Source organism: Pararhodobacter zhoushanensis, assembly GCF_025949695.1.
Classification (GTDB): Bacteria; Pseudomonadota; Alphaproteobacteria; order Rhodobacterales; family Rhodobacteraceae; genus Pararhodobacter; species Pararhodobacter zhoushanensis_A.
Genome location: NZ_JAPDFL010000001.1, coordinates 2,021,296 through 2,042,111, shown reverse-complemented (window position 1 = coordinate 2,042,111; position 20,816 = coordinate 2,021,296). Strand labels below are relative to the sequence as shown.

The window sequence follows — 20,816 nt, the reverse complement described above, 5'->3', positions numbered from 1 at the left end:
GAGGTCCAGCTATGGCCGTATCCCCGCGCACTCGCCCGATTTCGGGCGGGGTTGTTTCCAATGAAGCCGATCTTGCCAACGAGGCCGCATGGATCGAGGCGTTGCTCGCAGGCAAGGCCAGCGCCGCGCAGGGCGCGTTGGCAGACAGCGCGGTGCAACCCGGCGATAACATCGATGATCTGGCTGAAACTGATACTGCCAAGATCATGTCGTCTGTTGAGCGTGCCAAGCTGGCCGGTGTTGAGGAAGGGGCGACGGCAAACGCCTCGGACGCCGCATTGCGCGCGCGGGCGGATCACACCGGCGAGCAGGCGATCAGTACGGTGACCGGTCTGCAGGCTGCGCTGGATGGTAAGGTTTCCGAGTCTGACCTTGCCGCGGTCGACGTCAATCTTGGTTTTGTCACCGATAACGTGACCTTCGAGCATGGTGCGCCGATCGAGTTCACGCTGATCAAATCTGGTTCAGGTCAATTTTTCCGCGATGAGACATCGCGAGATCTCGATCTCTTGCAAGAATATGGGCCGTTGACGCGCCGCCTTGTGGGCGAGCACGGTGCTCCTGCGACGCTCGACCTGGTGAAGACGGAGGATGGATCTTTCTATCGTCGCTTTTTCTATGAAGGGGATCTGGGGGTTTACGGAGCCTATGTCGACAGCGACGGTAATGCGCAGATCGTCGGCGCTTCAGCTCTGTGGCCACTGACGGACGGGGCTGAGGGGAGCGCAACATACAAAGACCCCAGCAACGGCGGTACTTTTGCAGGTCCTAAGGCGCTGTCTGCGACTGTATCAGCGGTGGCGATCGGGCTCGTCGAACAGGCCTTCCAGCCGGGGTATGATGGGGTCCCGCATCTCTACCAATATCCCCGGCGAGGTGGATGGTCGATTAGCCCATCGTATAAAAAGGTACTCGTGCTGACCTTGAGCGGTCAGTCGCTTAACTCGGCCGTTTCCTACGGGTTGCTGAACGGCACCTGCCCTGCACCTGGCCGATTGGGAATGTTCGCAGGTGGAGTCCGCCCCGGTCAGATGTTCGCCAATGCAAGCAAACCCAACCGGTTCCAATATCTCTACACGCCCGAGGATCTTGGGGCGATCGTGGATATGCGCGAACAGGAAGACACGATCTGGTCGGCCTATGCGGAAAGCGATTGCACCGCAGTCAGCAACTACATGTTGAATGAGGTCGACAGCGACACCGCAATCGTCGGCATCAACGTGGCTGTCGGCGGCGCAAATACGTCGGAGCAGGGGCCTGGCAGCGCAACGTGGCGCAACCTCGCGCTTTGTTACGCCCAGCTGCGCATGATGTGCGAGGATCGTGGCGTCGAAATGATCATCGGCCCCATGCTGTGGTCACAAGGCGGCTCCAACGTAGCCGACACCGAAGCGGAATATGTCGCTGAGATCGAACGCATCTATGACGGCTGGCAAGATCTGATCGAAGGTCACGGCGGAACCCGTCACGAAGCTCCGATGCTGGTGCACGGAATGACGCATGCAAACGACACCACCGCTGGCACGACCAATGGCACGATGGAAGTTTCGCGCGCGCCGCTGACGCTGATGCAAGATGCTGTTCGCAACTTCGTCGCGGTTGGCCCCGAGTATCTCTACACCAACGCAGAAGATGAAGGCCTCAGTTCGGATACCACACACATGGGGTATCACGGCGTCAACCACCGGTCGTGGTTCGTCTATGAGGCGCTGCTCGGCACCTACTTCGGTTCTGCCGGATATGAACCGCTCCGCATGATCAGCGCTGTCCGCACCGGGGCTGAGGTCCGCGTGCGCTTCAACACCGCCGCCGCAAACATCGTCGGGCCTATCGTGATCGACAACGCGGCAATCACCGCCGTGTCAAATGCCGGGCTGAGCTGGTGGGACGCGGGCGATGGCAACAGCGTGACCATCAGCAATGTCGCCGTCGAATCCGTCGACAGCGGCACCGATTGGGAGGTTGTTGTCACGCTGTCCGATACGCCGACTGGCACCGCGCAGCAGCTCGGTGCCGGGTTGCGCGATACGGCGACCGGTGTCGGAGGGACATATCAAGGCCCGGTCATCGGCGCTCGCACCTCGATCGCGGACAGTGCCGGTGCCGGGGATGATCTTCTGATCAATGGCCAAACCCGCACCAAATCCCACGCCCTGCATACGCAACTTATCGACATCACCTGAGAGGAAACAGCATGGCTGGTCTGGTTATCCCTGGCTCAACAAACGTCACCCTCGGCACGCAGTTTTTCCTGCCGGAGTGGTACGCACAACTCTACGCCCGCCTTGGTGGCGGCTCCCAGTTTGTAAACAACTATTTCGCAGGCTGGATGCTTGAACCTGAGTGTGTGCTCTTGGGCGGTCCTGTTCCGCACAAAATGGCTTACGCCGGTGCGACGGGCACGCCACCAGCCGTGACGGAAGTTGCAAGCATGAACGATCTGCCTTGCTTCACCGGCTGGAACGGGTCGCGGCACATCGACACCGGTAAGCCTGGTGGCAAAGCCTTCACCATCTTCTTGTTGGTGAACATCACGCAAGACATGCTGGACGGAGGTGTTGTCACCAACGGACGTGCGATCACCCGCTTTTCTGGGTCGACGCACATCGGCATCGGGGTTTCCGAAACCGGTGCGCTCTACTTCCAGCTGGCCGACTCGGGCGGCACCATCTCCATCGCAGGGTCGACGCTGTCGGCAGGGCCTAACCTGATCACGGCGACTTGCCATGAAACCAGCGCCAACAACTATCTGACGAAGTTGTTTGTCAACGATCTGGAGACCCCGGTCGGCACCCTCGCTCGGGCACTCACGATGGACCTCGGCAGCACATGGAAGGTCGGATCGATCGGTGCGACGACTTTCTGGAAAAGCGCCATCGCAGGCTGGATGGTGCTCGACCGCGACATCACCGAGGACGCCGCCGCTCACGCCATTGTCGCGTCGCTGGCGCCCTCGATGGTCGCCTGGATGACGCCTTAAAGGCATCAGGCGCCGCCGGTTGAGCAGCAAATCGTTGCGCTCAGGCGATGACTGAAGCACCGATTGAGGGGCTAGATGGAAGCTGCAATCACATCTTTGATCGCATGGGCGACAGACCAAGGGCCGGGCTACATTCTGGCTGTGGTCATGGGCGCGCTCTATTTCAGAGGTCAGCAAACTCTGCGCGAAACTGATGCGCAGCGCCTTGCTGACGTCCGAGATGATGCGCGCCAGCTCTTTGAGGCGATCCATGCCCTTCGCGAAGCGATGGTGCAGATCAACCGGGCGGGGCGATCATGATCTGGCCCCTGAACCGCAAGAAGCCCAGCAAGGCAGACAAGCCGACAGCCAAGAGCGAAGCCGATGCGGCGCGCTCGGCTGCAAAGGATCTGCTGGCCGCAGAGATCGGCCAGCTACGGGATGCACTGAACAGTATGAGGACCGCCGAGTGACAAGTATTCTCCCCGCCTTCTTCGCTCAGGCTTCCTCGGCCCTGGCGATCATGGGCATGCTCTTTGTGATGCGAGCCTTCTGGCCGCTCACCCGCCAGCAACTCGACCCTTTCGGACGCTATACCGTCGCCGCTGTGATCCTTCTGGTGTCGGCCAAAGTCCTGCGTTCGCTCTGGTGGGATTGGGCGCGTGTGGTCTTCGGAGATAGCTGGCCCCAGATGCGCGACGCTCTGGGTGGCGTGGACTTCAATGCGGTCTTTAACCTGATGGTTTTTGCCGCCTCTGTCCTGTTCCTGCGGGCCCGACTTTACGCAATCCCCGAACCCGAGCGCGCCCGCTGGCGCTGGTGGTCGGCATGGGCGCACCCGGGTAATCGCTGCATCATCCCCTGGAGGAAACGCGATGAATGACGCCGGATTTTTCAACGCGGTACGCCGCAGCCTTTTTGGTGGGCGACTGAATCAGTCGCAGGTCGACGGGATGAACGGCATCCTGACCGCGTTCCAAACGGTCGGCGATGGCCGCCGCGCGACGCTGGCCTATGCGCTGGCGACAGCCTTCCACGAAACGGGTGCTCGCATGGTTCCGGTGCGCGAGGGCTTTGCCGCCACCGACGCCGGGGCGCGCCGGGCCGTCAACAAACTGGCCGAGCGCCGGGGTGCGGCCAGCGCCGTGGCGCGCTACGCCCTGCCCCAGCCGCCCTATGGGCATGTCTATTACGGGCGGGGCCACGTCCAGCTGACATGGCTGGATAACTACGCGGCGTCTTCCGCCGACGCGGGTGTCGACCTGGTGCGCTATCCTGACAAGATGCTCGAACCGGTGATCTCGGCGCGGGTGCTGATCAAAGGTCTGATCGATGGGCGCTGGAACGGCAGGCGCAAGGGCATCGGGCACTATGAGATGCTGGACGGGATCCCCGGCCTGTCGGCCGAGGAAGCCGCCGAGGCGCGCCGCACGGTCAACGGGCAAGACAAGGCCGCGCTGATCGCGGGCTACGCGGCGCAGTTCGACGCTGCGCTGCACCTCGCCGGCATGTCGCTGGAATAGCCCAACCATCCTGCCCGCCGCATCCACACCCATGAAAGGAGCCACCTATGGCACGCAATGGACAAGTCCCGATCACCGACGTTTGGACACAACTCACGAATGACGATGTGACCAGCATCACCTTCCAGAACGTCAGTGGCTACGGCATTTATGTGCAGGTCACCGTCGGCGAGACGCCCCCAGCAACTGGAGCGCAGGGCATCCTGTACAACCCGTACTCGGGCGAGCGTAACGCCGATCTGGCCGATCTGGCGCCGGGAATCGCTGGAACCCGCATCTATGCCCGAACCGGCGCGGGGCAGTCCGGCATCGTATGGGTGTCGCATGCGTAGCATCCGATCTCCGCTGGACGGGTTCGGCTCGCCTTTTGGCCAGCAACAGCGCAACAGCTGGTCCCCCGCAGCGGTCTTTGGCGCGTCCGACTCTGGCTTCCTCTTGGATGGTCGAGACCCTGCCACGCTGTTCGCTGACGAGGCGGGCGAAACCCCGGCGGATCTTACGGTTGCCCTGGCTCTGGTGGTGGACAAGAGCGGCAATGCGATCAATGCCACCCAGTCCTCCACCGGCTTTCGCCCGACACGCCAGACCACCGGCATGCAGTTTGACGGTAGCGACGACCGGCTGACGACAGCGTTCGTGCCGGGCGCTGCGGGAACGCTGGTCGCGCGGTTCAAGGCGAATGAGGGAAGTGTCGGAACACGCGTGATCGTCGGATCTTCTGGTTCCGGCACCCGCGCCTTGCTCGCGCTGGACGCCAACGGGCGAGTGTCCGGGGGCGTTGGCGCAAACTCGGCAAACGTGATCTTCGGCGGGCCTGACCTCGGCAGCGATTGGCACACCGGCGCGCTGCTCTGGGATGGCACCACGGATCGTTTGTACGTGGACGGCGCAGAGGTCTACAGCGGCGCGCAGAGCGGGTCCACGATCAACGGTCTCGGCATGGCTGTCGGTGCTCTCAACAGCAGCGGGACGCCCGTCTTCTTCTTCCCCGGCCCGATCTCTAATGTCCTCGCGATCAACCGCGCGCTCGGCCCCGCCGAAATCGTCAATCTTCACAACAACTGGAGCGCCTGACATGGCCATCAGAACGCCGGTGGTTCCGGAATGATCCGCGCCCTAGCCGCCCTACCGCCATGGGCAATCGGCCTCGTGTTCCTGCTGGCATCGTGGGGTGGCGCTGTCGGGTACGGCTACCATTGGCGCGGGAATGTCGAACGCGACCGCGTGGCGCGCGCGCAGGCCGATCTCCGGGAAGCTCAGGCGCGCATCATCGGTCTGGCCGAGGCGCAGGCCGCTGCCGCTCTGGAACGTGACCGCCTTCAACAGGAGCTTGACGATGCCGCTGCGAACGATCCTGACGCTGACCGCATGTGCCTGGGCGCTGACAGCGTGCGCCGCCTGGGTTCGTTCTGACCCGCCGCCCGACACCATGACGGCGGCCTGCCCGGTCCCGGTGGACCTGCCGCAGCGGGCACTACGGCAGGTCGAGGTGGAAACGCTCTGGCGCGCCGATCGCACGGCGTTGCTGGACTGCGGCGAGCGGCTGCAGGTGCTGGCGCAATGGGTCGCTCAGTGACACCTTTCCGCGCCCGCATGTTCGCGATACGTTCCGCACATGTCCGGCGCGATTCTCATCCACGTCACCTGCCCTGGTTGCGGCCATTCCGCGACTCTCGGGGCTGATCAGCTCGGCTGCGAACCTGAGCGGTTCATGGCCTTCCACCGGCTGCGATGCAGTGCCTGCGGGCGGCAGGCCTCGCGCGAGGACATCATCAAGTCATGGCATGCAGGAGAGACGACGCCGCCCTATCGGGGCAGCTATTCGCGGAGGTGAACGGTCAGTTCTGCCCCGCGTTGAACTTCGCGAGCATCCGCATTAATGCCACGCGCACCAAATCCTTGTTGTACCGGTCCCCGGTCGGGCAAGGCTCATCCCGCAAGATGTGATAGGCTTCCTCGATGCCAAGGCCGCCTCGCTGCGCGAGCCTGTTGAGCGTTTGCCCGCCGTGGTTACGCTGAGCGCTTGCCTCATGCGGGAGAAGTGCAGGCCAGGGGATAGCCTTGATGATCGGGTCTCCCATGATCGGGAACATCATCTCTTTGCTCATGTCATCTCCTTTGCTCGGAACTGGCCGAGGGGTGGTCCGCGCCGCCGGCAAGAGGTGCTGTGAGATGCACCCGCGCGGTTTTACAATTCAGTTTGTAAGTCATTGAAATCCCGTGATCTAACAAGGCGCTGTTTTACAGCGCATCCCGTTGGGATCAGGGGATTTTTCCGTTCCTTCCGGGATCGCCACAAAGCCTTGAAAATCTGTTCTTGATTGATTTTCACCTGCGCAAGGCAGGGTGCTTCGCATGTTGCTGCGTGTTGCTGGTTCACCAGCTTCGCCTCACCGCCCGGCGTCGATGAACCTTGCCCGGTCAGCCCGCCAGCCGCCAAGACCGGCAATCTTGCTTCAGTAATACCGCCCGCGGCCCTGTACATGCGCCCAGTCCGGCCACAAGCCTGCGGCCTCGATCCCCCAGATCACCGCAATCAGGACAAGCGTGATGCCGAAGGTCAGCACCAGCCGACCCCGCGGCTGGCGGGCTGTGCGCCGAAGCAGGCGGAACAACAGGACGAAAAGGGGCACGCGCACCTCCCCTGGCAGCGGGTGTTTCGCCGCCCTTTATGCGCGCCTTCGCCCCCCATAGCCAGAGCCGGGCGCAAAGCCCGCGACTCGCCTTAGTCCACACGCCGATTCAGGGTTGATCCGCCCCGGCCCGCAAACTAGTAAGGCGCAGATTTCTTCAGGCCGCCGTCCGGGCGGCCTGTCAGCATATGCGAGGAACACAATGCAAGTCACCGAGACCCTGAATGACGGCCTGAAGCGTGGCTACACGATCACCGTTACCGCCGCAGAATTGACGGCGAAGGTGGACGAAAAGCTGCGCGAGGCCCAGCCCGAGGTCGAGATCAAGGGCTTCCGCAAGGGCAAGGTGCCGATGGCCATGCTGAAAAAGCAGTTCGGCCAGCGCCTGATCGGCGAAGCAATGCAGGAAGCCGTCGACGGCGCGATGCAGCAGCATTTCGAAGAAACCGGCGCACGCCCGGCGATGCAGCCCAAAGTCGAGATGAAAGACGGCGAGACCTGGAAAGAAGGCGATGACGTCATCGTCGATCTGTCCTACGAGGCCCTGCCCGAAATCGCCGATCCCGATTTCACCGGCGTGACGCTGGAGCGTCTGGTGGTGAAAGCCGATGACGCTGCCGTGGACGAAGCGCTGGCCAATCTGGCCAAGCAGGCGCAGAACTTCGAAGACAAGGACGGCGCTGCCGAGAACGGCGATCAGGTCGTGTTCGACTTCACCGGTCGCATCGACGGCGAAGCCTTTGACGGTGGCACCGCGCAAGACTACCCGCTGGCGCTCGGCTCGGGCCAGTTCATCCCCGGCTTCGAAGAGCAGCTGGTCGGCGTGAAGGCCGGCGAAACCAAGGACGTCACCGTCAGCTTCCCGGCTGAATACCAGGCCGCCCATCTGGCCGGCAAGGAAGCCGTCTTTGAATGCGTGATCAAGGCCGTCAAAGCCCCGGCCGAGGCCGAACTGAATGACGAGCTGGCCAGCCGCTTTGGCGCCGAATCGCTGGACGCGCTGAAGGGCCAGATCCGGGACGGTCTGGAAGGCGAATACGCCCAGGCGTCGCGCGCCATCGTGAAGCGCGCGCTGCTCGACCAGCTGGACACGGCGGTCAGCTTCGATCTGCCGCAGTCGCTGGTCGATGCCGAAGCCTCGCAGATCGCCCACCAGCTGTGGCATGACGAAAACCCCGAGGTCGATCACCACAACCACGACACGGTCGAACCGACCGACGAGCACAAATCGCTCGCCGTGCGCCGGGTGAAACTGGGGCTGCTGCTGGCCGAAGTGGGCCGCAAGGCCGAGGTTCAGGTGACCGATGCCGAGATGACCCAGGCGATCATGGGCCAGGCGCGTCAGTACCCGGGTCAAGAGCGCGAATTCTTCGAATTCGTGCAAAAGAACCAGCAGATGCAACAGCAGCTGCGCGCGCCGATCTTCGAGGACAAGGTCGTCGACCTGATCCTCGGCAAAGCCGCCGTGACCGAAAAAGAGGTCACCAAGGACGAGCTGAAAGCCGCTCTGGACGCGCTGGAAAACGAAGCCTGATCACCGTCTGACGGCATCGCGACCCTGCAATCGCCCCCGCGCCTCAACCGGCGCGGGGGCTTTTGGTTACCCGGCAAAGCGCGGCAGTAGCGCCGCGCGGCGTCAGGAGGCATCCTGCCCCCTCCTCAGCAAAAGCCGGCGTCATCCCCTGAGGATCGTTGGCGGGCCAAGACGCGCGCGGGGGGCACTTGCCCCTCATCTTGCCTTAAATACGCAGCACCGGGTCGGTTCATCACCCCCGTCAGGGCCAGGCGGCGCGCGCCGCGCGTCAGCGTGGCGCACCCGGCCCAACGAGGCGCGCGGATCTTTGATCCGCAAGCCGAGGCGGGAGCCCCGTGGTGCCGGTCACTCCGCCGCGTGGCGGGGGCCGCGTTTGAGAGGACGGGCAGCAGGCGCCTCAGGCGTCACGACAGACGGGACCGCCGGCCCCGCGACGGCGGGTGCCGGATCCCAGATGATCTCGGCATGGCGCACCTTGCCGCTGCGGCGCTTGAGCGCGCGGTCGGCGCGGGCGCGGCCCGGCGCGAAAGCGCGCAGGAAGGGCAGCAGCGCCTTGGCAAAGCCCTCGATCCAGATGCGCGCCGCCAGCAGGGCCGGGGTCAGCACCAGCGTCAGCACCGTCGAGATGCCAAGCCCGAACACCACCGCCGTCGCCAGCGGCTTCCACCACATCGAGGTCGGGCTGTTCAGCGTATAGCCGCCGTTCACAAAGTCGATGGACAGCCCGTACATCATCGGGGCCAGCCCTGCCATGGTGGTGATCGTGGTCAACAGAACCGGGCGCAGGCGTTGTTCCGCCGTGCGGATGATCGCCTCGATCCTGGGCATGTAGCGCAGGAAGTCCTGATAGGTGTCGATCAGCACAATGTTGTTGTTCACCACGATCCCGGCCAGCGCCACCACCCCCGTTCCCGTCATGATCATCGAGAAGGGTTGTTTCATCACCAGCATGCCGATCAACACGCCCGCCGTGGACAGCACCACCGCCAGCAGCACCAGCACCGCGTTGTAAAAGCTGTTGAACTGGGCCAGCAGGATGATGAACATCAGCCCCATGGCCGCGCCGAAGGCGACCCCGAGGAACGCGCCGGTCTCTTCCTGATCCTGCTGTTCGCCGGTCCATTGCCAGCCGATACCGCCGGGCAGCGGGGTTTCCTGTTCCAGCCAGCTGGTCAGCGCCGCGATGCGCTCGGTCGGGGTGACGGGCACGATATGCTGGCCCGCCTCGATGACCGCCTGACGCGCGCTCTGGGCCGCCTGCGCCGCCTCCGAGCCTTCGGCATGCACACGGGCGTCGAGCGTGGCCAGCGGCGCCAGACGGGCGATGGAGCCATCGGCATTCACCACGCTGACCATCTCGGGCGCGGCGTCGGCCTTGACGTCGAAATAGCGTTGCTCGCCGTAGCGGTCGATGGTGCCGCGCTGCGCGACGGCCTCGCGCGTGACGAAATTCGACAGTGGCACCAGCCCCTGCGGCGTCTGGACGCGCAGCGTATCGAGCGTGGAGAGCAGCCGGTCCTCTTCGGGCAGGCGCACGCGGATCTCGATTTCCTCATCCGAGGTGTCGACGCGCATCGTGTCCAGCATCAGCCCGCGGGTGACCAGCTGCACCATGCCGCCCACCGTGGCGACATCGGCACCAAAGCGGCCCGCCGTGGCGGTATCGACGCGGATTTCCCAGTCGATCCCCGGCAGCGGGCGGCTGTCCTCGATCCCGATGATGCCGCCGATCTCGCGCATCCGGGCTTCGACCGTTTCCACCGCCTGCCCCAGCACCTCGAAATCCTGCCCCGTCAGGCGCAGGTGGATCGGCTTGGCCGAGGCCGGCCCGCCCGACATGATCATGTATTCGGTGATGATGCCGGGGATCTGGCGAAACTGCGCCTCCATCCGGTCCAGCACCACCTGCCCCAAAAGCTCGGGCCGGCCATCGCGTTCATCCCAGTTGAGCAGCTCGAACTGGATCTGCCCGACCATATCACGCGGTGCCTGACCGCCGCCGGTGTTCTGCTCCAGCCCGCCCGAACCGCCAAAGGCAAAGCTCGAGGCGATGCCGGGTTCGGCCAGCACGATCTGCTCGACCTGTTGCAGCAGCGCGTCCTTTTCCGCCAGCGACAGGTTGCCGCGTGCGCGGACATAGACGATGCCCTGCTCGGGCTCTGTCGAGACAAAGAAATCAACGCCGTAGTTGTTCTCGCCGTAATACGTGAACACCTGCCAGACGCCAAAGACGATGCCCGCCGTGACCACGAAGGGCATCACCGGGTTGCCGACAACCGCCTTGGTCAGCCAGCCGAACGGCGTGCGGCGATAGCCCGATTGCACCGCGCGGGCGCGCGGGCGCGGCTTGACCGCGTTCAGGCTGATCGACATCCCCGCCGCCCCCAGCATCGTCGCCAGCGCACCGGGCAGCACGGCCAGCACGCCCATCTGCGCGACGGCCCCGGCGTCTGGGATAAGCAGGCCGGGGTTGAGCATCGTGGCCAGCCCGCCAACCATCACCACCAGCGCCACGGCCAGAAACGGCAGGCGCAGCAGCCACGGCAGGCGGCGCAGGTGCTGGGCGATGCCGTCAAAGCTGCGGGCAATCCGGCCGGTCACGCCGCCCAGAATGGGCAGGAAGATCAGCGCGACGATCAGCGAGGACGTCAGCACGAAGATCAGCGTGATCGGCAGCATGCCCATGAACTCACCGGCCACACCGGGCCAGAACAGCATCGGCAGGAAGGCGCAGAGCGTCGTCGCGGTGGACGAGATCACCGGCCAGAACATCCGCTTGGCCGCCGTGGTATAGGCCTGCATCGGCCCCTTGCCGCTGGCGATCTCGCTGTCGGCGTATTCGGCGACCACGATGGCCCCGTCGACCAGCATCCCCACGGCCAGAATCAGGCCGAACATGACGATGTTGGAAATCGTCACCCCCATCACGCCCAGCAGGATGAACGACAAAAGGAACGATGACGGGATCGAGAAACCGACCAGCAGCGCCGTGCGCGTGCCAAGGCTGGCCAGCACCACGATCATCACCAGCGCGATGGCGGTCAGCACCGAGCCTTCCAGCTGGCTGATCATCGAGGCAACCTGATAGCTGCGGTCCAGCGCCGGGGTGACAGTGATCGACTCGCGCAGCTCTGGCGGCCAGCTGGCGACCTCGGCATCGACGGCGGCGCGCACCTCTTCGACCGTGCCGATCAGGTTGAAGCCCTTGCGCTTGACCACCTGCAGCGCCAGCGTCGGCTGCCCCTCGAACCGGGCGGTGCCCTGACGGTCCTGAAAGGTCATGTTGATCGTGGCCAGATCGCCCAGCGTCACCACCCGGTCGCCGACATGCTTGATCGGCAGATCGTAGATGTCCTGCGGGTCCTCAAAACTGCCGGGCAACGACAGCGAGAAGCGGCCCGAGTCGGTCTCGATATCCCCCGCCGCGACCAGCTGGTTGTTCATCGTCACGGCGTTGATCAGCTCGACCGCGCTGACGTTATAAGCCTCAAGCCGCAAAGGGTCGATGATCACCTCGACCATCTCGTCGCGGGTGCCCGACACATCGGCGGACAACACCGCATCGACGCCCTCGATCGCGCGCTCGAGATTGCGGGCAGCGCGCATCAGCGTGCGTTCGGGCACGTCACCCGATACCGCGATGATCACGATGGGAAACTGGCTGAAGTTGAACTCGTTGATCGAGTAACTGTCCGCACCGTCGGGGAAATTCGTCGCAGCCCGGCTCATGCGGTCGCGCACGTCGGCGATGGTGGCGGTCTTGTCCCAGTCGAATTCGAATTCCAGCACGACGCTGGCGTATCCTTGCCGCGCGGTGGCGGTCATGTCGGTGAGGCCGGTCAGGCCGGACAGCTCCTGCTCCATCGGGCGGACCAGCAGCGTCTCGGAATCCGCCGCCGAGATGCCCTGAAACGGCACCGAGATGAACAGCGCGGGCACCTCGATATCCGGCTCGCCCTCTTTGGGCAGTCCGACATAGGCCATGACCCCGGCGCCCAGCGTCAGGAACACGAAGGCCAGTACCATCCGCGCGCGGGCTGCCGCCCAGTCGATCATGCCATGCATGCGCTCAGTCCTCGCCGCGGCGCGATACCCGCACCTCGATGCCGTCGGTTACGTATTCCTGCCCGACCACGACCACATCGGCCTCGGCGGGCAGCCCGCTGACCCAGAAGCCCTGCGGCGCATCGCGCAGCACGGTGACGGGTTGAAAGAAGGTATGGTTGGTCTCATCGACCAGCCGCAGGCCCAGCGTGCCGTCATCGCTGATCGTCAGCGCCGAGCCGGGCACCAGATGCCCGCGCGTTGCGGTGGCGGCGACCAGAATATCGGCGCTCATGCCATCGCGGATCTCAAGATCGGGGTTGGGCACCGTCACCTCGACGCGGAAGGTCCGCGTCGCCGGGTCCGAGGCGCGGGCAAGGAAGGTCACCCGCCCCTGCACTTCGCGCCCGTTCGACAACCGCGCCCCGGCCAGCGCGCCATCGGCCAGCCGGTCGATCTGCGCCTCAGCGGCATAGCCGACGATCAGCATCGGATCGAGCTGGATCACCGTTGCGCACAGGCCGCCTGATTGCATCAGGCTGCCGATCTCGGCCGAGTTCACCTCCAGCAACCCGTCGAACGGCGCAGCGATGGTCAGGCGGTCCAGCTCGGTGCTGGCAGCTTCGACCCCGGCGTTCGCCGCTTCGACCCCGGCCAGCGCCGCCTGAACGGCAGCGTCTGCGGTGGCGGTGGTGTTTTGCGCGCGAAACCCTTCTTCGGCCAGACGCGTGGCGGTGGTCTGGTTGATCTGCGCTTCGGACAGGCGCGCACGGGCTTCGCTCAGCCGTGCCTGTGCCTCGCTCATCTGCGCGGCGCGGGTGCCGGGATCGAGCTGGCACAGAACCTCACCGGCGCTGACCAGCGCGCCGCGCGGGCGCGGCTGCGAGGTCACCAGACCGCCGGTCTGCGCGCGCACCTCGACACTGCGCGAAGCCGCCGTGCGGCCGCGCAGCACGATGGCGCTTTCCAGATCGCGCTCGGTGATCCGCTCCACGACGACCGTGAACAGCGCATCCTCGACCGGTGCCGCTGCGGCAGCCCCCATCGGTGCCGTTTCGACCGGGCTGGCTTCCACGCCGACAAAGGCCATCAGCGCGTCACGCTGCATGACCAGCAGGTACAGGAACGCCAGCACCAACGCGGCAGTAATCAGCGGAACGACACGCATCAAAGTAACCTCTTGGGGCCGGGAACCGCTGCGCGGCGCAGCAATTCTTCGGGCCTTTTCAATCCGATCATCGCGCAGCTTGAACGGCTCGGCCCAGAGATGGGCCTGCCACAAGCAGCCTGACACGTTGTCTATACGCAACAGGTTGCCTGTGGATTACCCCCAAACCCCTTATTTTGCAAACGCTGCGGGCCTCATGCCGCAGCGTCATGCGGCAGGTGCACCGAAGATTCTGCACCTGCACAGGCGGCAGGCCGCCAAACGATGCGTTGACAGGAAAAGCGGCGAACCCCCGCGCCTGCGCAGGCAGCGCCCTTGGCAAGGGCTGGCGTCTCGGGCTATGAGAGGCGACGTGTGCCATAAGGCGCAGCCGTTCAGAAAACCGGAGGCCAGACGTGAGCAACCCCGACAGCTTCATCGACGAGGTGAACGAGGAACTCAAGCGCGACCGCCTGTATGGGGCGATGCGCAGATACGGCTGGATCGCGATTGCGCTGGTCCTGATGATCGTCGGCGGTGCCGCGTTCAACGAATGGCGCAAGGCGCAGGACGAAGCCGCCGCGCGCAGCTTTGGCGATGCGGTGATTTCCGCGCTCGACACCACCGATCCGGCCACCCAGCGGACCGAACTGACCGCCATCGACGCCACCGGCGACCGCGCGGGCATCCTGAACCTGCTGCTGGGCGCGGCCGATATCGAGGCCGAGGATCGCGCCGGGGCGATGGAAACGCTGGCCCGCGTCGAAAACGATTCCACCCTGCCGCTGGCCTATCGCCAGATCGCCGCGTTCAAGCGGGTGATCATCGGCGGCACCGACATTCCTGTCGACGAACGCCGCGCGACACTGCAAGGGCTGGCACAGCCCGGGCAGACCTTCCGCCCGCTGGCGCTGGAACAACTGGCCCTGCTGACCATGGAAACCGGCGACCAAGACGGCGCGCTGGCCCAGGCACAGGCCCTGCTGCAAGAACCCGATGTGACCGATGCGCTGCGGCGCCGGGTCGCGCAACTGATCGTCGTCCTGGGCGGTGACCAGCCCAGCGACCTCGGCTGACCTACTGGGGGATAACCCGTGAGCCTGATCCGTACCGCGACCCTGATTGGCCTGGTGGCGTTGAGCGCCGGCTGTAACCGTGAACGCCCGCTGGAAGGCGAGCGCGTCGCCCTGCGCGCCCCGTGGGGCGGCTCGGACGGCGTGCAAGCCAACCGCGCGCAGCCGATCTCGCTGCCGGCGCAAAGCGCCAATGCCAGCTGGACCCAGCGTCAGGGCACGCCCGGTGCGCGCCCGTCGCACCCGGCGCTGTCGGCCAACCCGCAGCTGATCTGGTCCACGACCATCGGCACCGGCGACACCCGCCGCGGACGCCTGACCACCGATCCGGTGGTCGCCGATGGCCGCGTCTACACGCTCGACGCCGCGGCCCGGGTGCAAGCCACCTCGACCGCCGGGGCCGTGCTGTGGAGCACCGACCTGACCGCACCGCGTGACCGGGGCACCTCGGCCTCGGGCGGGTCGCTGGCCGTGTCGGGCGGGCGGGTCTATGTGACCTCGGCCTATGCCTTCCTTGCTGCCCTGGACGCCGCAACCGGCGCGGAGATCTGGCGCGTCGACTTTGACGCCCCGCTGACCGGCTCGCCGGCGGTGAATGGCAACAACGTCTATGTCACCGCCATCGACAGCAGCATGTGGAGCCTCAACGCCGCCACCGGCCGGATCGACTGGACCCTGCCGGGCACGCCTGCCCTGACCACCGTCGCGCGCGGCTCGGCCCCGGCCATCGCGGGCGATGCCGTCATCTTCCCGACGCAGGCCGGTGAATTGACCGCCGTGCGCCGCTCGAACGGCGGGCGGATGTGGACCACGGTCGCCGCAGGCCGCCGTACCGGGGCCGCGCTGGCCTCGATCCCGGCGCTGACCGGCGATCCGGTGATCGACGGCAACCGCCTGTACGCCGCCAACCAGTCGGGCCGGGTGTTCGCCATCGACGTGCGCTCGGGCGAAACGCTGTGGACCAGCCCCGAGGGTGCCAATGACCCGGTGTGGCCGGTCGGCGGCTCGGTGTTTCTGGTCAGCGACCAGAACCGCCTGATGCGCCTCGATGCCAGCGATGGCTCGCTGATCTGGGCGCAGGATCTGCCGCTCTATACCTCGGACCGTGTGCGCCGCCGTCTGGCGATCTACCCGCAGAACGGCCCGGTTCTGGCCGGCGGCAAGCTGTGGGTCGCCTCGGGTGACGGGGTGCTGCGCGGCTTTGACCCGGTCTCGGGCAACACCGTCGCCGAGATCCCGATCCCCGGTGGCGCGGCCTCGTCGCCCATCGTCGCGGGCGGGGTGATGTACATCCTGACGCGCGAAGGCAACCTGCTCGCCTACCGCTGACGCTTTACAAAGCTCCCGCCGACGCCTATGTCGGCGGCTTCTGAGCATCCAGGGGCCGCAATGAGCTTCACTGTCGCCCTCGTGGGCCGCCCGAATGTGGGCAAATCTACCTTGTTTAACCGTCTGGTCGGTCGCCGCCTTGCGCTGGTCGACGACCAGCCGGGCGTGACCCGTGACCTGCGCGAAGGCGACGCGCGGCTGAACAACCTGCGCTTTACCGTCATCGATACGGCCGGGCTGGAAAACGTCACCGACGACAGCCTGCAGGGCCGCATGCGCCGCCTGACCGAGCGCGCGGTCGAAATGGTCGATGTCTGCCTGTTCATGATCGACGCCCGGATCGGCGTGACCCCGGCGGATGAGATCTTCGCCGACATCCTGCGCCGCCGCGCACGGCATGTGATCCTGGCGGCCAACAAATCCGAAGGCAACGCAGGCGAAGGCGGCTATCTGGAAGCCTTCTCGCTGGGCCTTGGCGAACCTGTCCGCCTGTCCGCCGAGCATGGCGTGGGCATGGACGAACTCTATGACCTGCTGGTGCCGCTGGCCGCCACCTTCGAGGAACGCTCGCAGGCCGAAGCGCCGCAGACCGACGTCAGCATTGACGAGGATTCAGAGGCCGACAACACCGAAGGCTTCGGTGACGACATCCCCGACTGGGCCCCGACCGAGAAACGCCCGCTGCAGGTGGCCGTCATTGGCCGGCCGAATGCCGGGAAATCGACGCTGATCAACCAGATCATCGGCGAAGAGCGCCTGCTGACCGGGCCCGAGGCCGGGATCACCCGCGATTCCATCGCCCTGCCCTTCTCGTGGAACGGCACGCCGATGCGGCTGTTCGACACCGCCGGCATGCGTCGCCGCGCTCGCGTGACCGACAAGCTGGAAAAGCTGTCGGTGGCCGACGGGTTGCGCGCGGTGAAATTCGCCGAGGTGGTCGTGGTGCTGCTGGATGCCGCCATTCCATTCGAAACCCAGGATCTGCGCATCGCCGATCTGGCCGAGACCGAGGGCCGCGCCGTGGTCATCGCGGTCAACAAATGGGACATCGAGGAAGACCGGCAGGACAAGCTGAAACTGCTGCTGGAATCGTTCGAGCGTTACCTGCCGCAGCTCAAGGGTGCGCCGCTGGTCACCGTCTCGGCCAAGACCGGGCGTGGCATGGACCGGCTGCACGAGGCGATCATTCGCGCGCATACGATCTGGAACCGCCGTGTGGGCACCTCGCGCCTGAACAACTGGCTGGCCGCGATGACCGAGGCCCACCCGCCCCCGCCCCCGGCGGCAAGCGCGTGAAGCTGCGCTACATGACCCAAGCCAAGACCCGTCCGCCGGGATTCGTGGTCAAGGTCTCGCACCCCGAGGCGCTGCCGGAAAGCTACAAGCGCTATCTGGTCAACGGCTTGCGGCTGAGCTTCGACATGCCGGGCACGCCGATCCGGCTGTTTTTGCGCAGCGGTGCCGAACAGAACCCCTACAAGGACCGCAAATCCTCGCAGCCGTCACGGCTGAAAAAGCACATCAAGCCGGGGCACTAAGGGCGGGCCTCGGGGGGCATCGAGCCCCCTCGGCCCGGTGGGGCCAGCCCCACACCCCGCCCAAGGGAGGCGCACGCGCCCCCTTGGGAATCCCCCCGTGGATATTTTCAGAGCAAAGAAGCGCGGTTGATCTGAATCAAGGTGAACGGGCGAGGCGCGGGTCACTCTGTTGCATCAGCAAGGAGTTTGACCGATGGGCCTGTTCAGCAAAATCGACCAGCACGCCGACCTCATGAACCGCATGGCGACGACCGTGCACGCCGACCTCGATGAAGCGATCATCCGTGCCGATCTGTCGGCGCAAGAGTTGCGCAATGCGATCTTCACCTGCATCGGTTGCACGGGGGTCTGCGACTGCGAAAGCTGGCTGGAAGCGCATGCCGACGGGGCCGATGAGACGCCCGCCTATTGCCGCAACGGCGCGCTGTTGCAGCGCCTGCAACGGCCGCTTTGACGCGAAAGCGGTTAACACAGGGTTACCGCGCCCGCGCAACCCGTTGTAAATCCGCAACCGGCCGGGCTGTCCAACGATGGGACAGCCGCCCGTTCAGCGGATCTTGAGCGTCGCCAGACCGATCAGTGCCAGCACCAGCGAGATGATCCAGAAGCGGATGACGATCTGCGGCTCGGCCCAGCCCTTTTTCTCGAAATGGTGGTGGATCGGGGCCATCAGGAACACCCGCCGCCCGGTGCGCTTGAAATACGCCACCTGAATGATCACAGACAGGGCCTCGACCACGAACAAGCCGCCGACGATGGCCAGCACGATCTCGTGCTTGGTGGCGACCGCAATCGCCCCCAGCGCGCCGCCCAGAGCAAGCGAGCCGGTATCGCCCATGAACACCGCCGCCGGCGGCGCGTTGTACCACAAAAAGCCCAAGCCCCCGCCCGTCAGCGCGGCGGTGAAGATCAGAAGCTCGCCGGTGCCGGGCACGTAATGCACATCCAGATACGAGGTGAAATCGACCCGGCCCACGGCATAGGCGATCACGCCCAGCGTGGTGGCGGCGATCATCACCGGCATGATCGCCAGCCCGTCCAGACCATCGGTCAGGTTCACCGCATTGGCCGAACCGACGATGACAATCATCCCGAAGGGCACATAGAAGATACCCAGATTGAGCAGGAATTCCTTGAACACCGGCAGCGCCAGCTGGCCCGACAGATCGGTCGGGTGGGCATAGGCAGCGATGACCGTCGCAATCAGCGCAATCACCAGTCCCGCCGCCATGCGGATCTTGCCCGACACGCCTTTGGTATTGGCCTTGGTCACCTTGGCGTAGTCATCGGCAAAACCGATCACGCCAAAGCCCAGCGTCACGCCCAGCACCAGCCAGACATAGACATTGTCCAGCCGCGCCCACATCAGCGTCGAGAAGGTCAGCGCCGACAGGATCAAGAGCCCGCCCATCGTCGGCGTGCCCTTTTTGGTCAGCAGGTGTGATTCCGGCCCGTCCTCGCGGATCGGCTGGCCCTTGCCCTGCCGTTTGCGCAGGAAGTTGATCAGCGGCTTGCCAAAGACAAAGCCGAAGATCAGCGCGGTAAAGAACGCCGCCCCTGCCCGCACGGTGATATAGCGAAACAGGTTGAAGCCGATGAAGGCTTCGGAAAATTCTGCGAGCCAAAAAAGCATGGCTACTCTCCCGTGGTATCGTCGGGCAATGGGTGGCCCAGATGGCGCAGCGCGTCGACGACGCGCGACACATAACTGCCTTTGGACCCCTTCACCAGCACCACGTCTCCGGGATGCACAAGGTGATGCGCCTTGGCACCAAGATCGTCCGCCTGCGCGGCACAATGGCCGCGCTTGCCCTGCGGCAGCGCTTGCCAGAGCGTTTTCATGCGCGGGCCAACGGTGTGGATCAGATCCGTTTTGGCGACAGCCGGGTGCTGCGCGATGGCGGCGTGCAGGGCAGTCTCATCGGGGCCAAGCTCGAGCATATCGCCCAGAATGGCGATGCGCCGGCCACCGGGGCCGGGCTGGGTGGCGGCCAGCACGTCAAGGGCGGCGGCCAGCGAGGTCGGGTTGGCGTTGAAGGCGTCGTCGATCAGGATCGCCGTGGCCTCGGTCGCGGGGTCCAGCAGCAGCGTCTCACGTTTGCCCCGGCCAGCGGGGGGCTGCCAGCGCCCAAGGCCCTGTGCGGCCAGCGCCAGATCGAGCCCGAGCGCGCGCGCCACGGCGAGACAGCCCAGTGCGTTCAGGGCGAAATGCGCGCCCGCGTCGGAAAGACGGATGTGATAGGTGTCACCATCCATGATCGTCGTGGCGACCAGCGCCGAGGGCGTCAGGCGCACCGAGGCCAGCGCCACCTGCCCGGCCTTGCCGAAGCTCACGCCCTGCGGGCCCGCGGCACCGGCCAGAATCGGTGAGGTCTCAAGATCGGCATTGTAGATCGCGACGCCGCCCGGGGTGAGACCGGCGTAGATATCGGCCTTCTCAAGCGCGATGCCCGCCAGATCGGTGAAGGCCTCCAGATGCGCGGGCGCAATCGTGGTGATCATCGCGACATCGGGCCGGGTGAGCAGCGCCAGCGGCTTGATTTCACCGGGGTGGTTCATGCCGATCTCAACGATGGCGAAATCGGCATCCTGAGGCAGCCGCGCCAGCGTGATCGGCACGCCCCAATGGTTGTTGAAGCTGGCCTCGGCGGCGTGGACGCTGCCGAATTCCACCAGCATCTCGCGCAGCATTTCCTTGGTCGAGGTCTTGCCGACCGAGCCGGTCACCGCGATCACCTTGCCCCTGGCCCGCGCGCGGCCTGCGGCCCCCAGCGCGGTGAGGCCCGCCAGCACGTCCTCGACCAGCAGACAGGGGCCGGTTACACCCTCGGGGATGTGGCTGACCAGCGCGGCGCCGGCGCCCTTCTCGAAGGCCTGCGCGACAAAGTCATGCCCGTCGCGCGCGGCTTTCAGGGCGACGAAAAGATCGCCGGGCCTGATCGAGCGGGTATCGATGGACAGGCCCGAGACGGCGAAGGGCGCGGTGGCGCGGCCCCCGGTCGCGGCAACGGCGTCAGTATCGGTCCACAGGGTCAT

Annotated in this window: 20 protein-coding genes and 1 pseudogene; 15 read left to right on the top strand and 6 right to left on the bottom strand. The window is 65.3% G+C overall.

What is annotated here, in order from left to right:
* The first annotated feature begins 11 nt into the window (after positions 1-11).
* From OKW52_RS10140 to OKW52_RS10095, 10 genes are all read left to right on the top strand, one after another.
* Entirely contained in the window at positions 12-2,183 is a 2,172-nt protein-coding gene (locus tag OKW52_RS10140; protein ID WP_264505590.1) for a hypothetical protein, read from the top strand.
* Positions 2,184-2,194: 11 nt separating this feature from the next.
* Positions 2,195-2,980 (top strand): hypothetical protein, encoded by a 786-nt coding sequence (locus OKW52_RS10135; protein ID WP_264505589.1) that lies wholly within the window; start codon positions 2,195-2,197, stop codon positions 2,978-2,980.
* Positions 2,981-3,055: 75 nt separating this feature from the next.
* Entirely contained in the window at positions 3,056-3,280 is a 225-nt protein-coding gene (locus tag OKW52_RS10130; protein ID WP_264505588.1) for a hypothetical protein, read from the top strand.
* The gene (locus OKW52_RS10125) at positions 3,277-3,432 is read left to right on the top strand and encodes a hypothetical protein (protein ID WP_264505587.1); all 156 of its coding nucleotides are present in this window, start codon (positions 3,277-3,279) and stop codon (positions 3,430-3,432) included. Before OKW52_RS10130 ends, OKW52_RS10125 begins: the two co-directional genes overlap by 4 nt.
* Complete coding sequence (locus OKW52_RS10120; protein WP_264505586.1) at positions 3,429-3,842, top strand: hypothetical protein; 414 nt, start codon at positions 3,429-3,431, stop codon at positions 3,840-3,842. Before OKW52_RS10125 ends, OKW52_RS10120 begins: the two co-directional genes overlap by 4 nt.
* The gene (locus OKW52_RS10115; RefSeq protein WP_264505585.1) at positions 3,835-4,482 is read left to right on the top strand and encodes a glycoside hydrolase family 19 protein; all 648 of its coding nucleotides are present in this window, start codon (positions 3,835-3,837) and stop codon (positions 4,480-4,482) included. The genes OKW52_RS10120 and OKW52_RS10115 overlap by 8 nt, the downstream gene beginning before the upstream one ends.
* 47 nt (positions 4,483-4,529) lie before the next feature.
* Complete coding sequence (locus OKW52_RS10110) at positions 4,530-4,814, top strand: hypothetical protein (RefSeq protein WP_264505584.1); 285 nt, start codon at positions 4,530-4,532, stop codon at positions 4,812-4,814.
* Entirely contained in the window at positions 4,807-5,556 is a 750-nt protein-coding gene (locus tag OKW52_RS10105; protein ID WP_264505583.1) for a LamG domain-containing protein, read from the top strand. The genes OKW52_RS10110 and OKW52_RS10105 overlap by 8 nt, the downstream gene beginning before the upstream one ends.
* A gap of 30 nt (positions 5,557-5,586) precedes the next feature.
* A complete protein-coding gene (locus OKW52_RS10100) occupies positions 5,587-5,895 on the top strand; it encodes a hypothetical protein (RefSeq protein WP_264505582.1) in 309 nt (102 codons plus the stop codon).
* 16 nt (positions 5,896-5,911) lie between these two features.
* Positions 5,912-6,058 carry a hypothetical protein gene (locus OKW52_RS10095; RefSeq protein ID WP_264505581.1) on the top strand — a complete coding sequence of 49 codons (147 nt, stop codon included), beginning with the start codon at positions 5,912-5,914 and terminating at the stop codon, positions 6,056-6,058.
* 262 nt (positions 6,059-6,320) lie between these two features.
* Here the strand turns inward: OKW52_RS10095 and OKW52_RS10090 are convergent, their stop codons facing one another.
* Positions 6,321-6,590 carry a hypothetical protein gene (locus OKW52_RS10090; protein WP_264505580.1) on the bottom strand — a complete coding sequence of 90 codons (270 nt, stop codon included), beginning with the start codon at positions 6,588-6,590 and terminating at the stop codon, positions 6,321-6,323.
* A 348-nt stretch (positions 6,591-6,938) separates the two neighbouring features.
* Positions 6,939-7,115, bottom strand: coding sequence for a hypothetical protein (locus OKW52_RS10085; RefSeq protein WP_264505579.1), 177 nt, complete (start codon positions 7,113-7,115; stop codon positions 6,939-6,941).
* Positions 7,116-7,317: 202 nt separating this feature from the next.
* Here OKW52_RS10085 and tig point away from each other — a divergent pair, with 202 nt between their 5' ends.
* Entirely contained in the window at positions 7,318-8,649 is a 1,332-nt protein-coding gene (tig, locus tag OKW52_RS10080) for a trigger factor (RefSeq protein WP_264505578.1), read from the top strand.
* A gap of 345 nt (positions 8,650-8,994) precedes the next feature.
* Here the strand turns inward: tig and OKW52_RS10075 are convergent, their stop codons facing one another.
* A complete protein-coding gene (locus tag OKW52_RS10075; protein WP_264505577.1) occupies positions 8,995-12,714 on the bottom strand; it encodes an efflux RND transporter permease subunit in 3,720 nt (1,239 codons plus the stop codon).
* 4 nt (positions 12,715-12,718) lie between these two features.
* Positions 12,719-13,861: an efflux RND transporter periplasmic adaptor subunit gene (locus OKW52_RS10070; protein ID WP_264505576.1), complete on the bottom strand. Its 1,143-nt coding sequence runs from the start codon at positions 13,859-13,861 to the stop codon at positions 12,719-12,721.
* A 395-nt stretch (positions 13,862-14,256) separates the two neighbouring features.
* Here OKW52_RS10070 and OKW52_RS10065 point away from each other — a divergent pair, with 395 nt between their 5' ends.
* The 4 genes and pseudogenes from OKW52_RS10065 (at position 14,257) to OKW52_RS10050 (ending at position 18,234) form a co-directional block, all read left to right on the top strand.
* A complete protein-coding gene (locus tag OKW52_RS10065) occupies positions 14,257-14,916 on the top strand; it encodes a hypothetical protein (RefSeq protein ID WP_264505575.1) in 660 nt (219 codons plus the stop codon).
* Positions 14,917-14,934: 18 nt separating this feature from the next.
* Positions 14,935-16,242: an outer membrane protein assembly factor BamB family protein gene (locus tag OKW52_RS10060; protein WP_264505574.1), complete on the top strand. Its 1,308-nt coding sequence runs from the start codon at positions 14,935-14,937 to the stop codon at positions 16,240-16,242.
* Between the two features lie 60 nt (positions 16,243-16,302).
* A pseudogene (der, locus tag OKW52_RS10055) lies at positions 16,303-17,780 on the top strand (ribosome biogenesis GTPase Der).
* Between the two features lie 193 nt (positions 17,781-17,973).
* Positions 17,974-18,234: a DUF6455 family protein gene (locus tag OKW52_RS10050; protein WP_264505573.1), complete on the top strand. Its 261-nt coding sequence runs from the start codon at positions 17,974-17,976 to the stop codon at positions 18,232-18,234.
* Between the two features lie 93 nt (positions 18,235-18,327).
* Here the strand turns inward: OKW52_RS10050 and mraY are convergent, their stop codons facing one another.
* Both mraY and OKW52_RS10040 read right to left on the bottom strand, forming a co-directional pair.
* Entirely contained in the window at positions 18,328-19,413 is a 1,086-nt protein-coding gene (gene mraY / locus OKW52_RS10045; protein WP_264505572.1) for a phospho-N-acetylmuramoyl-pentapeptide-transferase, read from the bottom strand.
* A gap of 2 nt (positions 19,414-19,415) precedes the next feature.
* Entirely contained in the window at positions 19,416-20,816 is a 1,401-nt protein-coding gene (locus tag OKW52_RS10040) for a UDP-N-acetylmuramoyl-tripeptide--D-alanyl-D-alanine ligase (protein ID WP_264505571.1), read from the bottom strand.

What these genes read in the sequence shown, in the direction of transcription:
- OKW52_RS10140 (WP_264505590.1), top strand. Translation starts at nt 12, where the DNA reads ATGGCCGTATCCCCGCGCACTCGCCCGATTTCGGGCGGGGTTGTTTCC.
- OKW52_RS10135 (WP_264505589.1), top strand. Translation starts at nt 2,195, where the DNA reads ATGGCTGGTCTGGTTATCCCTGGCTCAACAAACGTCACCCTCGGCACG.
- OKW52_RS10130 (WP_264505588.1), top strand. Translation starts at nt 3,056, where the DNA reads ATGGAAGCTGCAATCACATCTTTGATCGCATGGGCGACAGACCAAGGG.
- OKW52_RS10125 (WP_264505587.1), top strand. Translation starts at nt 3,277, where the DNA reads ATGATCTGGCCCCTGAACCGCAAGAAGCCCAGCAAGGCAGACAAGCCG.
- OKW52_RS10115 (WP_264505585.1), top strand. Translation starts at nt 3,835, where the DNA reads ATGAATGACGCCGGATTTTTCAACGCGGTACGCCGCAGCCTTTTTGGT.
- OKW52_RS10110 (WP_264505584.1), top strand. Translation starts at nt 4,530, where the DNA reads ATGGCACGCAATGGACAAGTCCCGATCACCGACGTTTGGACACAACTC.
- OKW52_RS10105 (WP_264505583.1), top strand. Translation starts at nt 4,807, where the DNA reads ATGCGTAGCATCCGATCTCCGCTGGACGGGTTCGGCTCGCCTTTTGGC.
- OKW52_RS10100 (WP_264505582.1), top strand. Translation starts at nt 5,587, where the DNA reads ATGATCCGCGCCCTAGCCGCCCTACCGCCATGGGCAATCGGCCTCGTG.
- OKW52_RS10095 (WP_264505581.1), top strand. Translation starts at nt 5,912, where the DNA reads ATGACGGCGGCCTGCCCGGTCCCGGTGGACCTGCCGCAGCGGGCACTA.
- OKW52_RS10090 (WP_264505580.1), bottom strand. Translation starts at nt 6,590, where the DNA reads ATGAGCAAAGAGATGATGTTCCCGATCATGGGAGACCCGATCATCAAG.
- tig (WP_264505578.1), top strand. Translation starts at nt 7,318, where the DNA reads ATGCAAGTCACCGAGACCCTGAATGACGGCCTGAAGCGTGGCTACACG.
- OKW52_RS10075 (WP_264505577.1), bottom strand. Translation starts at nt 12,714, where the DNA reads ATGCATGGCATGATCGACTGGGCGGCAGCCCGCGCGCGGATGGTACTG.
- OKW52_RS10070 (WP_264505576.1), bottom strand. Translation starts at nt 13,861, where the DNA reads ATGCGTGTCGTTCCGCTGATTACTGCCGCGTTGGTGCTGGCGTTCCTG.
- OKW52_RS10050 (WP_264505573.1), top strand. Translation starts at nt 17,974, where the DNA reads ATGGGCCTGTTCAGCAAAATCGACCAGCACGCCGACCTCATGAACCGC.
- mraY (WP_264505572.1), bottom strand. Translation starts at nt 19,413, where the DNA reads ATGCTTTTTTGGCTCGCAGAATTTTCCGAAGCCTTCATCGGCTTCAAC.
- OKW52_RS10040 (WP_264505571.1), bottom strand. Translation starts at nt 20,816, where the DNA reads ATGACCCTGTGGACCGATACTGACGCCGTTGCCGCGACCGGGGGCCGC.